Annotated in this window: 12 protein-coding genes and 1 tRNA gene; 5 read left to right on the forward strand and 8 right to left on the reverse strand. The window is 67.0% G+C overall.

The annotated features are described in order from the left end of the window. Positions 1 to 358 precede the first annotated feature (358 nt). The 4 genes from AC3WJB_RS12175 to AC3WJB_RS12190 form a co-directional block, all read right to left on the reverse strand. Positions 359 to 733, reverse strand: coding sequence for a SpoIIAA family protein (locus AC3WJB_RS12175; protein ID WP_492681875.1), 375 nt, complete (start codon positions 731 to 733; stop codon positions 359 to 361). A gap of 95 nt (positions 734 to 828) precedes the next feature. Continuing rightward, positions 829 to 972 carry a hypothetical protein gene (locus tag AC3WJB_RS12180; RefSeq protein WP_492681877.1) on the reverse strand — a complete coding sequence of 48 codons (144 nt, stop codon included), beginning with the start codon at positions 970 to 972 and terminating at the stop codon, positions 829 to 831. Positions 973 to 1,183: 211 nt separating this feature from the next. Next, on the reverse strand, positions 1,184 to 2,107 hold the full coding sequence (locus tag AC3WJB_RS12185) for a phosphoglycerate mutase (protein WP_492681879.1): 924 nt from the start codon (positions 2,105 to 2,107) through the stop codon (positions 1,184 to 1,186). 6 nt (positions 2,108 to 2,113) lie between these two features. Further along, positions 2,114 to 4,027 (reverse strand): ABC-F family ATP-binding cassette domain-containing protein, encoded by a 1,914-nt coding sequence (locus AC3WJB_RS12190; protein ID WP_492681881.1) that lies wholly within the window; start codon positions 4,025 to 4,027, stop codon positions 2,114 to 2,116. A gap of 195 nt (positions 4,028 to 4,222) precedes the next feature. Here AC3WJB_RS12190 and AC3WJB_RS12195 point away from each other — a divergent pair, with 195 nt between their 5' ends. The 5 genes from AC3WJB_RS12195 to AC3WJB_RS12215 all read left to right on the forward strand — a co-directional run bounded on the left by AC3WJB_RS12195 (position 4,223) and on the right by AC3WJB_RS12215 (position 8,240). Next, the gene (locus AC3WJB_RS12195) at positions 4,223 to 4,585 is read left to right on the forward strand and encodes a hypothetical protein (RefSeq protein WP_492683196.1); all 363 of its coding nucleotides are present in this window, start codon (positions 4,223 to 4,225) and stop codon (positions 4,583 to 4,585) included. A gap of 100 nt (positions 4,586 to 4,685) precedes the next feature. Continuing rightward, positions 4,686 to 5,732 carry an agmatine deiminase family protein gene (locus AC3WJB_RS12200; RefSeq protein ID WP_492681883.1) on the forward strand — a complete coding sequence of 349 codons (1,047 nt, stop codon included), beginning with the start codon at positions 4,686 to 4,688 and terminating at the stop codon, positions 5,730 to 5,732. An 88-nt stretch (positions 5,733 to 5,820) separates the two neighbouring features. Then, the gene (locus tag AC3WJB_RS12205; RefSeq protein WP_492681885.1) at positions 5,821 to 6,711 is read left to right on the forward strand and encodes a carbon-nitrogen hydrolase; all 891 of its coding nucleotides are present in this window, start codon (positions 5,821 to 5,823) and stop codon (positions 6,709 to 6,711) included. A gap of 80 nt (positions 6,712 to 6,791) precedes the next feature. Further along, complete coding sequence (locus AC3WJB_RS12210) at positions 6,792 to 8,057, forward strand: TraB/GumN family protein (RefSeq protein WP_492681887.1); 1,266 nt, start codon at positions 6,792 to 6,794, stop codon at positions 8,055 to 8,057. Positions 8,058 to 8,153: 96 nt separating this feature from the next. Continuing rightward, a tRNA-Leu gene (locus AC3WJB_RS12215) sits at positions 8,154 to 8,240 on the forward strand. A 68-nt stretch (positions 8,241 to 8,308) separates the two neighbouring features. On the opposite strand, the gene AC3WJB_RS12220 is transcribed toward AC3WJB_RS12215, so the two are convergent. From AC3WJB_RS12220 to AC3WJB_RS12235, 4 genes are all read right to left on the reverse strand, one after another. Further along, positions 8,309 to 9,196 carry a TonB-dependent receptor domain-containing protein gene (locus tag AC3WJB_RS12220; protein WP_492681889.1) on the reverse strand — a complete coding sequence of 296 codons (888 nt, stop codon included), beginning with the start codon at positions 9,194 to 9,196 and terminating at the stop codon, positions 8,309 to 8,311. After that, positions 9,087 to 9,842: a TonB-dependent receptor plug domain-containing protein gene (locus AC3WJB_RS12225; protein ID WP_492681891.1), complete on the reverse strand. Its 756-nt coding sequence runs from the start codon at positions 9,840 to 9,842 to the stop codon at positions 9,087 to 9,089. The genes AC3WJB_RS12220 and AC3WJB_RS12225 overlap by 110 nt, the downstream gene beginning before the upstream one ends. Before the next feature lie 105 nt (positions 9,843 to 9,947). After that, a complete protein-coding gene (locus AC3WJB_RS12230) occupies positions 9,948 to 10,298 on the reverse strand; it encodes an RcnB family protein (RefSeq protein ID WP_492681892.1) in 351 nt (116 codons plus the stop codon). A 151-nt stretch (positions 10,299 to 10,449) separates the two neighbouring features. After that, positions 10,450 to 11,895 carry a heavy metal sensor histidine kinase gene (locus tag AC3WJB_RS12235; protein WP_492681893.1) on the reverse strand — a complete coding sequence of 482 codons (1,446 nt, stop codon included), beginning with the start codon at positions 11,893 to 11,895 and terminating at the stop codon, positions 10,450 to 10,452.

An 11,895-nucleotide genomic window follows, 5' to 3' on the forward strand; every position in this document is an offset into this window, starting at 1 on the left:
CCCTTAACGCGAAAGTCAAGAACAGGCATCCGTGCCTGACTACTCAAATATGCGTTCGTCCATGAACGCGAGGATCAAAAACCGGCATCCGTGCCTGACTACTCAAAAAATAAAACACCAAAAACAAAAAGGCCCGCACTGGGCGGGCCTTCATTGCGTATGTTGCTGGGGTTTGAAGCTACGCGAAGGCCCGCCAGACGTTGGCGTTCGAATTCACGCGATTATTGTTGTCTACACCCGCGATGCGTCGCGCCGGGTGAGGCGCCATGGAGTCGACCGATGCGGTGGTGGACGGATACATGCGGCTACTAGACCAGAACCAGTCTGCTGGCGCAAGGATTTTTCGTGCAGGGGAAAGTCACGGCGTGTCGGGTGCACTGACCCACTGCGTGGCTTCGGCCAGCTCGGCCAGCGTGAACAGGCGAAACTCGCCTGGCACCATGAAGCCCAAGGCGGTCGCCGTGGCGCGCAGCCACGGCACATCGGTCACCAGCGCGATACGGGCCCAGCCGCTCATATGCCGTGCCCCGAGCTTGGCGTCATTCCACATGGCGCCGGGGTCGAACCCGGTAAAGTCCGGAGCCGTCACATAGAGCAGCCGCAACTTGCGGTTCAGCGCGAACGCCGCCTCGACGTCCGGAACCATGACCTGCTTGTAGTCCTCGGCGCTGACCTGGCCGTGGACGCGAAAGCCCACTGTTCCCGGCGGCAGCCCCTCGATGAGTTCGATCATGCCATTGTTCCGTGGTGGCGATGGACCGGAGTGTGCTGCCATCAGCGTGAAAAACGCGCTAGCGAGGATCTGGCCAACGGTGGCGGAATCGTTCCTCATGGCTTCGCCAACCGGGACCGCACGCCCTGCTCGCCCACCCACTCATCCAGGTCGCGCCGGGCACCCACCACAGCCAGGAAATGCACGAGCCGATCTTCAAGCAGGTAGATGGTCCGCCACGGGCCCTTCGATCGACTCACGAAACCGCACGTCATCCAGGTGGCGCAACTCCGACACCAATCGGCCATGCGTACTCAACGATGCCAAAGCCGAAGCACGCAGCTCCACATGCTCCGTCACGCTAGCGCCGCCTGCGGATTGTCCTCCGCAATATGGAGAACGATGGCACGCAAGTCGTCCCACGCCGCATCGGCCCGTTCGATGCACGCCCCGGTTCTGGCTGACGGCGCCTCAACCGTGCTGCCGGCGCCACAGCCGCCAGCGGTGCCAGGGACGGTGCAGCCAGCGCTCGCCGTCGGCAAAGTTGAACGCAATCGGCGTCTGCGCGAGCCGCGGCGCCAAGGCTGGCCACCATTGCGCTTCGAGCCTGGCCGGCTGCGCATCCTGTGCGTCGAGCAGCCAGCCGGCGCCGGCGGCAAGCACGCTCTCCAGCTCACGCGACAGGCAGGGGATGCCTGCGCGGGCCGCGAGCGCGCGCAAGGTCAGGTCGTCGCTGACCACGCCGCGCAGCGTGCTGTGGACCGCGGTCGGCAGGCGCCCGCCGCCCCACAGCCACAAGGTATTGACCGGCGGCAGGCGCTGCGCCTGGCGTGCCTGATTGAGCGGATTCTGGTGCAGCATCACCTGCAGGTCGTTGAACAGCACGCGCCACGGCTTGCCTTCGGCTCCGGCAGGCAGGTGGGCGGTCAAATCCTCGCCCATGGCCTGCTGCGGCGTCGGCAGCTCCGGCAAGACGGTGTCCTCCGGCAGGCGTACGTGCCAATGGTCGGCACTGGTGACCTCCAGGGACATCCCGGCCTCGGCAAAGACCTCACGCAGCGGCGCGGCCAGGGCCTCGGCGTCGCCCAGCTTCAGTTGCAGGTGGCCGCAGGCCATCAAGCGCACACCGTTGATGTCCGGGCGTGCCCAGGCCGGATCGGCCGCCAGCCACAAGGCAGCGCCAGCATCGTGCGCGAGCAGCTCGCGGGTGAGTGCGGCAACCGGCAGTGGCGAACCCAATCCCGGGAAATACTGCTCGATGCCTGGCACGCCGGGGCCCTCGCCATCTGGCAACCGATCGGCACGCGCCAGGGCCGCCCGCAACGGACCATCGGCGGCAAATTGCGCCCGTGGCGGCAACCACAATTCAAGCGTGCCCGCCGATCCCTGGGTCATGGCTGCTTATGCCTCCAACTGTTCGGCAAGCTGCAGCCACTCGGCCTCGAGTCCGTTCTTTTCATCGCGCAGCCTCGCCTGTTGCCGGCTCAGGCGCAGCATTTCCGCGGTCGGCCCGGCGTAGGTTTGCGGGTCGGCAAGGACGGCGTCCAGGGCCAGCAGCTCGCTGTCGATGACCGTCATGCGCGTCTCGATACGCCGCAGCCGCTGCCGCGACTGTTTCCCGTCCTCGCGCTGGGCTGCCGCGGCGCGCCGCCGTTCCTGTGGCGACACAGTCGCGCCGGGCGCGGCCTTGGCTTCCGGAGCCGGGACGCCCGCCAGCTTGCCGCTGCGGGCACGCAGCCAGGCCGCGTAGTCATCCAGGTCGCCGTCAAAGGGCGTCACCTCGGCATCGGCCACGCGCCAGAAGCTGTCGCACACCAGGCCCAGCAGGTGCCGGTCGTGGGAGACCAGCACCACCGCGCCGGCATAGTCCGCCAGCGCATCGGCCAGCGCCTCGCGCATGTCCAGGTCGAGATGGTTGGTGGGCTCATCCAGCAGGAGCAGGTTCGGGCGATCCCAGGCAATCAAGGCCAGTGCCAGGCGCGCCCGCTCGCCGCCGGAAAAACCGTCGACCACGTCGAAGGCACGATCTCCGCCGAAATTCCAGGTGCCGAGGAAATCGCGCATGACCTGGGTCGCCACGCCAGGTGCCTTTTCCTGCAGGTGCTCGAGCGGCGTCGTGCCGTCGCGCAGGCTTTCCACCATGTGCTGGGCGAAGTAGCCGATACGCAGATCCTTGTGCGCCTTGCGCTCGCCGCCAAAGGGCGGCAGCTCGCCAACCAGGGTCTTCACCAGGGTCGACTTGCCCGCGCCATTGGGGCCGAGCAGGCCAATGCGCTCACCCGCCTCGATGCTGAAGCGCACATCGCGCAACACCACCACAGGCGCCTGCCGGGTCGATGAATCGGCGCCGTAGCCGGCGGTGACGCCCTCCAGTTGCAGCATGGAATCAGGCAGGCGCTCGGGCGCGCCGAACTGGAAACTGAAGGGCCGCTCGGCACGCACCGCCTCGGTGCCGGCAAGCTTTTCCAGCCGCTTCATGCGTGACTGGGCCTGCCGGGCCTTGGTGGCCTTGGCCTTGAAGCGGTCGATGAAGGACTGCAGGTGTGCACGCTCGGCCTGCTCGCGCTCGTGCGAGAGCTGCTGCTGGCGCAGTTGCTCGGCGCGCAGGCGTTCGAACGCGCTGTAGTTGCCGACGTACAACCGGGCCTTGCCCTCGTGCAGGTGCAAGGTGTGCGAGATGACGCCGTCGAGGAATTCGCGGTCGTGGGAAATGATCAGCAAGGTCCCCTGGTAGCGGCGCAGCCATTCCTCCAGCCACAGCACGGCATCCAGGTCGAGATGGTTGGTGGGCTCGTCGAGCAGCAGCAGGTCGGATGGACACATCAAGGCCTGGGCCAGGTTCAGCCGTCCGCGCCAGCCGCCGGAGAACTCGCGCACCGGGCGCTCGTGGCTGTCGGCCGCAAAGCCCAGGCCATGCAGCAGCTTGCCCGCCCGGGCCCGGCCGTCGTAGCCGTGCAGCTCCTCGATACGCTGGTGCGCGCGGGCCAGTGCATCCATGTCGCCCGCATCGGCAGCCGCCGCTTCGGCCTGCAGCGCAGCGTACAACTCCGGGTCACCGGCAAGCACGTAATCGATGGCGGAATCGGCCAAGGGCGGCGTTTCCTGGGCCACGCTGGCCAGGCGCAGCTTGCCCGGGATGTCCAACTCGCCCACGTCGCCCTCAAGTTGGCCTTGCAGCGCCGCGAACAAGCTGGATTTGCCGCAACCATTGCGGCCCACCACGCCCAGCCGCCAGCCGCGCTGGATGACCAGGTCGACCTCCGAGAGCAACAGCCGGCTGCCGCGGCGCAAGGCAAAGTGGCGAAACGCAATCATGGACGACGCAGGCCCGCAACGAAGTAAGCAGCCACATATGATAACGGGCCTTCCCACCGTACAGGCCGGAGAAGCGGCCCGCGGTCACATTCGCCGGACAGGACACACGGAAGCGGACGGCGCCACATGGCGCCCGCACGGCGGTTCTGCTACAACGTCAGGACGTATCCGCGGCTCATCGTCAAGGGGGACATCATGGGCAAGTTCACGCACACTTTGCCGATCGTGGCCGCGTTCGCCGCCACGCTCGGCGCTTTCGGCTTTTCCGCGCAGGTGGCAGCCCAGGCGACAAGCGGCGACAACCTGCTGCTGCATCGCGTACAGCAGGAGCAGGCCATGAACCTGCCCGGACGCGGCATGAGCATGGGCCAGGTCGAGCGCCGTTACGGCGCGCCGGTACGCAAGCTGGACGCGCGCGGCGGCGACAGCAAGGCGCACCCGGTCATCAACCGCTGGGAATATTCCAACTTCATCGTGTATTTCGAGCACCAGCACGTGATCCATTCGGTGCTCAACACCCCGGCCGGCAACAACCTGCATCCAACCAGCGCCGGTTGAGCCGCCCACGTCAGGCCACGCTGCGACGACGGTGGTCGTCGCTGCGCGCCGTGCCGCGCTCTGGGCGAGCGCGCCTGACCAACAGCCTTCGAGGTCGTCCATGACTGCAAGCCACTGGCGCCTGCCGGCGGAATGGGAACCGCAGGCGGCCATCCTGATTGCCTGGCCGCATGCCGGCACGGACTGGGCCGCGCGCCTGCCCGCGGTGGAGGCGACCTATGTGACCTTGGCTGCGGCCATCACGCGCTACCAGCGCCTGCTGGTCATCGTTGCCGACGAAGCGTTGCAAACACATGTCGAGTCCGTGCTCGCGGACGCTCAAGTCGACGCCTCGCGGGTCGGCTACGTGCGTCTGCCGTATGACGACACCTGGCTGCGCGATTCGGGTCCGATCACCTTGCTCGCGCCCGATGGCCAAGCTCTGCTGCTGGACTTCCGCTTCACCGGCTGGGGCGGCAAGTTCGATGCGCGCCAGGACGATGCCCTGGTTGCCGGCCTGGTTGCCGAAGGTGCGTTCGCCGACGCTTTGCGCCAGCGCGTCGACTGGGCCCTGGAAGGCGGCGCGATCGAAAGCGATGGTGCCGGCAGCGTGCTCAGCACTTGGCGCTGCCTTGGCCAGCGGCACGCGGACCAGCCGCGCGAGGCAGTCGTCGCGACGCTGATGGAGAGCCTGCACGCCACGCGGGTGCTCTGGTTGGAGCATGGTTACCTGCAGGGCGACGACACCGACGCACATATCGACACCCTGGCCCGCTTCGCACCCGACGGCGGCATCGTGTACCAGGCCTGTGACGACGCCGGCGACCCGCACTACGCCGAATTGCGGGCCATGGCCACCGAGTTGGCTGCCTTGCGCACGCCAGAGGGCCGGCCCTACCGGCTCACGCCCCTGCCGTGGCCCCATCCGATCATCGACGAAGGCCGCCGCCTTGCCGCTTCCTACGCGAATTACCTGGTCATCAATGGCGCGGTGCTGGTGCCGGCCTACGGCGACGCCGCCGACGCCGAGGCGGCGCGCTGCATTGGCCAAGCCCATCCCGGGCGTGAGGTCATCACGATCCCGTGCCGGTCCCTGATCTGGCAAAACGGCAGCCTGCACTGCATCACCATGCAGCTGCCGGCCGGCACGCTGCCACCCACCGCCTGAGCCCGCTGGCGCGCAGCGGTGGGCCGGCCCATCCACTAGACTGGCCGCATGATGCGGCGCCGATTCATGGCGCCCGGGAGGTTGCGCCATGGCCCGCCCCATGTTGAAAGTGGCGCTGCTGCAGGAAACCCACCGCGGCAGCCGCGAGGCAAATCTGGAAGCCATCGATGCCGGGCTGCGCGAGGCGGCGGCCGCGGGTGCCCAACTGGTGCTGTTGCAGGAGCTGCACAACGGTACGTATTTTTGCCAGTGCGAAGCGGTGGATGTATTCGACGAGGCCGAGTCCATCCCTGGCCCAGGCACCGAACGCGTCGGCGCGCTGGCCGCCGAGCTCGGACTGGTCGTCATCGCCTCGTTGTTCGAGCGCCGCGCCGCGGGGCTGTATCACAACACCGCGGTGGTGTTTGACCGCTCCTCGGACATTGCCGGTATCTACCGCAAGATGCATATCCCGGACGATCCAGGCTTCTACGAGAAGTTCTATTTCACCCCGGGCGACCTCGGCTTCGAACCCATCGATACCTCGGTGGGCCGGCTCGGGCTGCTCGTGTGCTGGGATCAGTGGTATCCGGAAGCCGCACGCCTGATGGCACTTGCCGGTGCCGAGCTGCTGCTCTACCCCACCGCCATTGGCTGGGATCCCAACGACGACCAGGCGGAAAAGACGCGCCAGCGGGACGCCTGGATCACCGTGCAACGCGGTCATGCCGTGGCCAACGGCTTGCCGGTGCTGGCCTGCAATCGGGTTGGCTTCGAAGCGGACCCGAGCGGGGTCGGCGCCGGCGTCGACTTCTGGGGCAGCAGTTTCGTCGTCGGCCCGCAAGGCGAATTCCTGGCCCAGGCCGGCTCCGGCGCGCGCGAATTGCTGCTGGCCGACATCGACCTGGCACGCAGCGAGCAGGTGCGCCGGATCTGGCCGTTCCTGCGCGACCGGCGCATCGATGCCTATGGCGACCTGCTGCGGCGCTTCCGCGACTGAACGGGCCACGGCCGGCGCGCGGCTTGTGCGTGTGCCGCGACGCCCCCACCTTGGGACTTCCACCATCTGTAAGCCGCCGCATGAATCTTGCTGACCAAGGCGCCCCGGCCGTAGCGGCCGCTGCCATCCCGCCACCTGCCTTGCAGGGCCAACCCGTGGAGCGCGTCCATCGCGATGGCGTGGACTACGTGATCCTGGGCACGGCGCACGTCTCGCGCAGCAGCGTGGACGCCGTCCAGGCGCTGCTGGAGAGCGAGCACTTCGACGCCGTCGCGGTCGAGCTGTGCGCGAGCCGTGCGCAAAGCATGCGCGACCCGGAAGCGTTCAAGCAGATGGACCTGTTCCGCGTCATCCGCGAAGGCAAGGCCGGCATGGTCACCGCCAGCCTGATCCTGTCCACGTTCCAGAAGCGCCTGGCCGAGCAATCCGGCATCCAGCCCGGCGCCGAGATGAAGGCGGCCATGGATGGCGCCGAACGGCACGCCGTCCCGCTCTGGCTGATCGACCGCGAGGTTGGCACCACGCTCAAGCGCGCCTGGCGCAGCGTAAGCGCCTGGCAGCGCTTCACCCTGTTCGGCGGCTTGCTGGCCAGCGTATTCGCCCGCGAGGAGATCGCGCAGGACGAGATCGAGAAACTGAAACAGGGCGACCTGCTGGAAAGCGCGTTCAAGGAATTCGCCAGCGAGTCCAAGCCGCTGTTCGCGAGCCTGATCAGTGAGCGTGACAGCTTCATGGCCGCGCGCCTGCGCCAGGAATCCACACAGGCTGCCGCCGGCACGCCGGGCGAAGCCGGGCGCCACGTGCTCGTGGTGATTGGCGCTGGTCACCTCAAGGGCCTGGCCGAGCGCCTGCGCGGGCAACGCGAAGACCCGACCGGCGTCACCGCCGAACTTTCCAGGTCGCCGCCCAAGGCGCGCTGGCCAAAGTGGCTGGCGATCGGCGTGGTGCTGGCGATCTTCGCCGCGATCGCCTATGCCTTCCACCAGAACCCGACGCTCGGGGCGCAGGCGTTGCGCGACTGGATCCTGTTCACCGGCGGCTTTGCCGTCCTCGGCGCCATACTCGCCGGTGCGCATCCGCTGAGCATCGCCACCGCTTTCGTCGCCGCGCCCATCAAGCCGTTCCGCCCCGGCATCCCCTCCGGCGGCCTCAGCGCCGCGGTCGAGGCCTGGGTCCGGCATCCGCGGGTCGCCGACTTCGACAGCCTGCGCGAGGACGTCGGGCACTGGAGCGGCTGGTGGAAAAACCGCGTGGCGCGCACCCTGCTCAACTTCTTCCTGGTGAGCACCGGCACCATCATTGGTGAATACAGCGCCGGCATCCACATTTTCCGCAGCGTGTTCTAGGAGCTTGGGCGGTGGAAGCCACCCGAGGCCTGTAGCCCCGTCCGCACGCCGCCGGCAGCCGCACCCGAGGCACATGCTAGGATCGCCTGCGGATCCGCCCGGGTGGCGAAACCGGTAGACGCAAGGGACTTAAAATCCCTCGGCCTTGCGGCCATGCGGGTTCGACCCCCGCCCCGGGCACCATTCGGTTTGGCCATCTGGCGAAGACTTGTGCAATACGTCAGCGAAGGCTGCCTTTGGGCAACTGGCGGTTAAAATGCATAGCTTGCGCTCAGGCCGAGCATGAAGTTGCGCCCGGGAGCCGGCTGGAACGCACGGCCATTGCCGGTATTGACGACGACGGCGCCGATGTAATGGCGACCGAGCAGGTTGCTGATGCTGGCAAATTCGCGCACTCGCCAGTGGACGGTGTTCCGCTCGAAGCCAAGCCGATAGTTGAGCACGGCGTCGCCGTCCGCCGCGGCGGTGTTCTGGTTGTCGGTGTAGACCCGATCCCGCCATGTCGCGCTCAGCGTGGTGGAAAACCCGAGCGGGCGATAGCGCCAATCGAGCGCGCCGTACAACATTTGCCGCGGCACGCCGGGCATGCTTTTGCCATCCGACGGCCCGCCGCCGAAACGGGCCTGCAACCAGGTATAGGCCAGGTACGCGTCAAAGTCCCCGCGCAGCGTCTGCGTGACGCTCAACTCGAGGCCGCGGCGTCGCGTGCTGGCAACGTTGGCGTAGCTGTCGCGGCCATCGTTTGATGCGGCGACGATGATGTCGTCGGCAGTCGTTATGCGAAAGGCGGCCAGGTCGAACTTTGTCCGCGTCCAGGCTCCCTTCAGTCCAGCTTCGTAATCGCGGCTGGTGCTTGGCCGCAGGGGTTCGTTGAAGCCCGCCTGGCCGTCGGGCCAATATGCAAACTCGGACAGTGCCGGGGTTTCGAAGCCCTGCCCGTAGTATTCGCCCGCCTGGCTGGAGATGTCGTCCTCGTTGCGGCGCAGGTTGCCCAGCGCGCCGTCAGCGTTGACCCAACCCTTGCGCAATTCATGCAGGCGGTCGTACTCGATGCCCATGATCAGGTCGAGCGGGGTCACGGCCGAGAAGCTGTGGATCCAGCGCGCGCCGCCGCCGCGCGAGTCGTCGGTGAGATCCACGACCGCCCCGCCGCCATTGGCGGAACTGCCAGGAAAGGGCAGGAACTGGACCACGCGCCGGGTCCCGCCGTAGCCGGTGATGTGCAGCTGATCGGCCTGGCCGAGCTGCTGGTGGGTACACCAGCGCGAGCTGACGATCACGATGGCTCTCGCCTGCGCCGAACTTGTACACGCCGGGCACAGCAAACCGCGGACTGTCCCGCGCCTGTTCCGCGGTGAGGCCTGAGGGGTCCTCGGCATACGGCTGGTTTTCCGCGTTGAACAGCATGGTCAGCGAGGAATCCTGGTCCAGGTCGTAGCGGAACTTCACGCGCAGATTGTTGCGCTCGGCCGCACTGTGCTCGCGGTAGCCGTCCGTGCGGAAATGCGTGCCGTCCACGATGTAGTTGAAGTTGCCGAGCGTGCCGCCGGCGTCCAGCCGATGCGTGACGCTGCCGTAGCTGCCCACGAGCGTGGTCGCACCGAACGTCGGCCGTGGCGGCCCATCCTTGGTGAAAACCTGGATCACGCCGCCGGCGGCATTGCCGTACAGCGCGGAAAACGGGCCGCGCAACACCTCGATGCGCTCGGCGGTGGCCAGGTCGAAGTTGTCGGTCTGGCCCGATCGGCTTGACGCATCGGCGCCGCAACAGCTTGCTGCACGCAAGGGCGGATCAACGGTAATGTCGCGACGCCCGCCCGCCATTCACGCCACGGCGAGACGCGGGGCATCGCGTTACCCTGCTTCGCAGCAGGTCGGCACTGGCAACAATCAGTGCTGCAGGATCTTGGCAATGATGCCGGTATTGGCTGAGACCAGGAGGAAATCGCCGTTGTCACTGCGTATCCAGTGGTAGCCAAACGGCGGCGGGAGCAAGCGCGCCGCGGGCCAGTCGGTGACGACATAACGGCGGCAATGAAAAGCCGAGGGCATGCGGCCGCCTTTCTTGTACCAGCCACGGCGCAACCCCTGCCCATACATGCCCGTGCGATGCTGAATATCGTCGTGATGCTTGGCCGGGCCTCGAGCTCGGGCGGCCGGCGATTCATTGGACTGCGGGACCGCGCCACCAGGTGCCAACAACGCATCGTAGGGCTTGGATACACCGTAGCGCTTCTTCATGCCATGAGGTTATCCCAGCACCAGCATCAACAGCCGTCCGCGCAGATGACAATCCTGTCATCTGCGCAAGCTTGGCTGGAGGCTGCGCGCCGCCCGCTATGGGCATCGCCCCGCGTCCGCACCGTCAGCACGCGAGCTGCGCGATTGGAAATCAGGCTGCGGGCAATGCCGCTGCCGAAGTTGCCGCCTGATCCACGCCGGCGAGCCGTGGAAAACGCATCGTCACGGTCGTGCCGGCGATCGGCGTGCTGGCGATTTGCACCGTGCCGCCATGCATCTCCATGATCGCGGCGACGATGGACAAGCCGAGTCCGGTCCCCTGGCCCGCACCGTGCTGGCGCGCCGCATCTGCCTGGTAGAAGCGGTCGAACAGATACGGCAGGTGCTGGGCGGGGATCGCTTTGCCGGCGTTGTGCACCCGGATCTCGACGTGATCTGACGCCGTCGTCACGCCTATACCGATCTCGCTGCCAACTGCCGCATGCCGGATCGCGTTGCTCAACACGTTGATCAGGGCCTGACGAAACAGGATCGGGTCCGCATCGACGGCCGCATTGCCCTGCAGCCTGACGGCAAGCGAGCGTCTGGCAGCCGCGGCGGTTTGCTGTTCGATGATCCACGCACAGGCCTGGGCGGCTTCGAAGCGCTCGCGATGCAGGGCTTGTCCAGGACGTTCGGCACGTGCCGTGAACAGCAGGTTTTCAATCAACATCGTCAGGCGCGCGCACTCATCCAGTGCAGACTCCATGGCGGCACGATAATCCTCGACCGAACGCTGGCGCATCAAGCAGACTTCAAGCTCACCGCGCAGATGTCCCAAGGGCGTGCGCAGTTCGTGCGCAATGTCGGCGGAGAAGCGCGACAGCCGCGCAAACGCCTCCTCGAGCCGCGCCAGCATGGCATTGAAGACATCGACCAGTTCGCGCAGCTCCGCCGGCCAGGGCGCGGTCGAGGTCAGGCGTGACGACAGGTCGGCCGGCGTAATCGATTGCGCCGCACTGGTGATGCGCTTCAGGGGAGCAAGTCCGCGCGAGGTCACCCAGCGTCCGGCCAGCACCAGCAGCGGGACCAGCAAGATCAGCGTGAGCGCGATTACGCGGCGGAAGTCCGCTTGCAACGAGGCATCGCGCGTGACATCCAGCGCATACTGCACGCGTACCCCGCCGCTGTCGGCGCGACGCAGCACCACGGTGGCCAGGGCAAAACGGCGGCTCCCCACTTGCCGGACCAACTGCGGCGACGGCGCCCCGTCTGCCGCGGCGGGAAATGTCGATCGCGGCAAATCGAGGTCCATCCCCGGGGATTCGCCAAGCGTGTCGCCAGCGGCGGTGAGCACGCGGGCCTGGTATCCACGCAAAGGCGAGGTTCCGGTTTCGCGGATGATTTCATCGACCACGGCATGCGCATCGCCTTGACCCTGGTCCAGTTCCGTCTGCAACCTCGCCACCGTGGCCTGCAGGAAATCCTGGTGCTCGGCGTTGAAGTTGGCTGACACCCGCCAATAGACGATGCCGGCGAGCAAGAGCATGGCCGCCAGGGCAACCATGGCGTTCAAGGCGATCAGGCGCCGGCTGATCGAGTGCGACCGGAGTGGCAT

It is taken from the genome of Rhodanobacter sp. FW510-R10 (assembly GCF_058781105.1).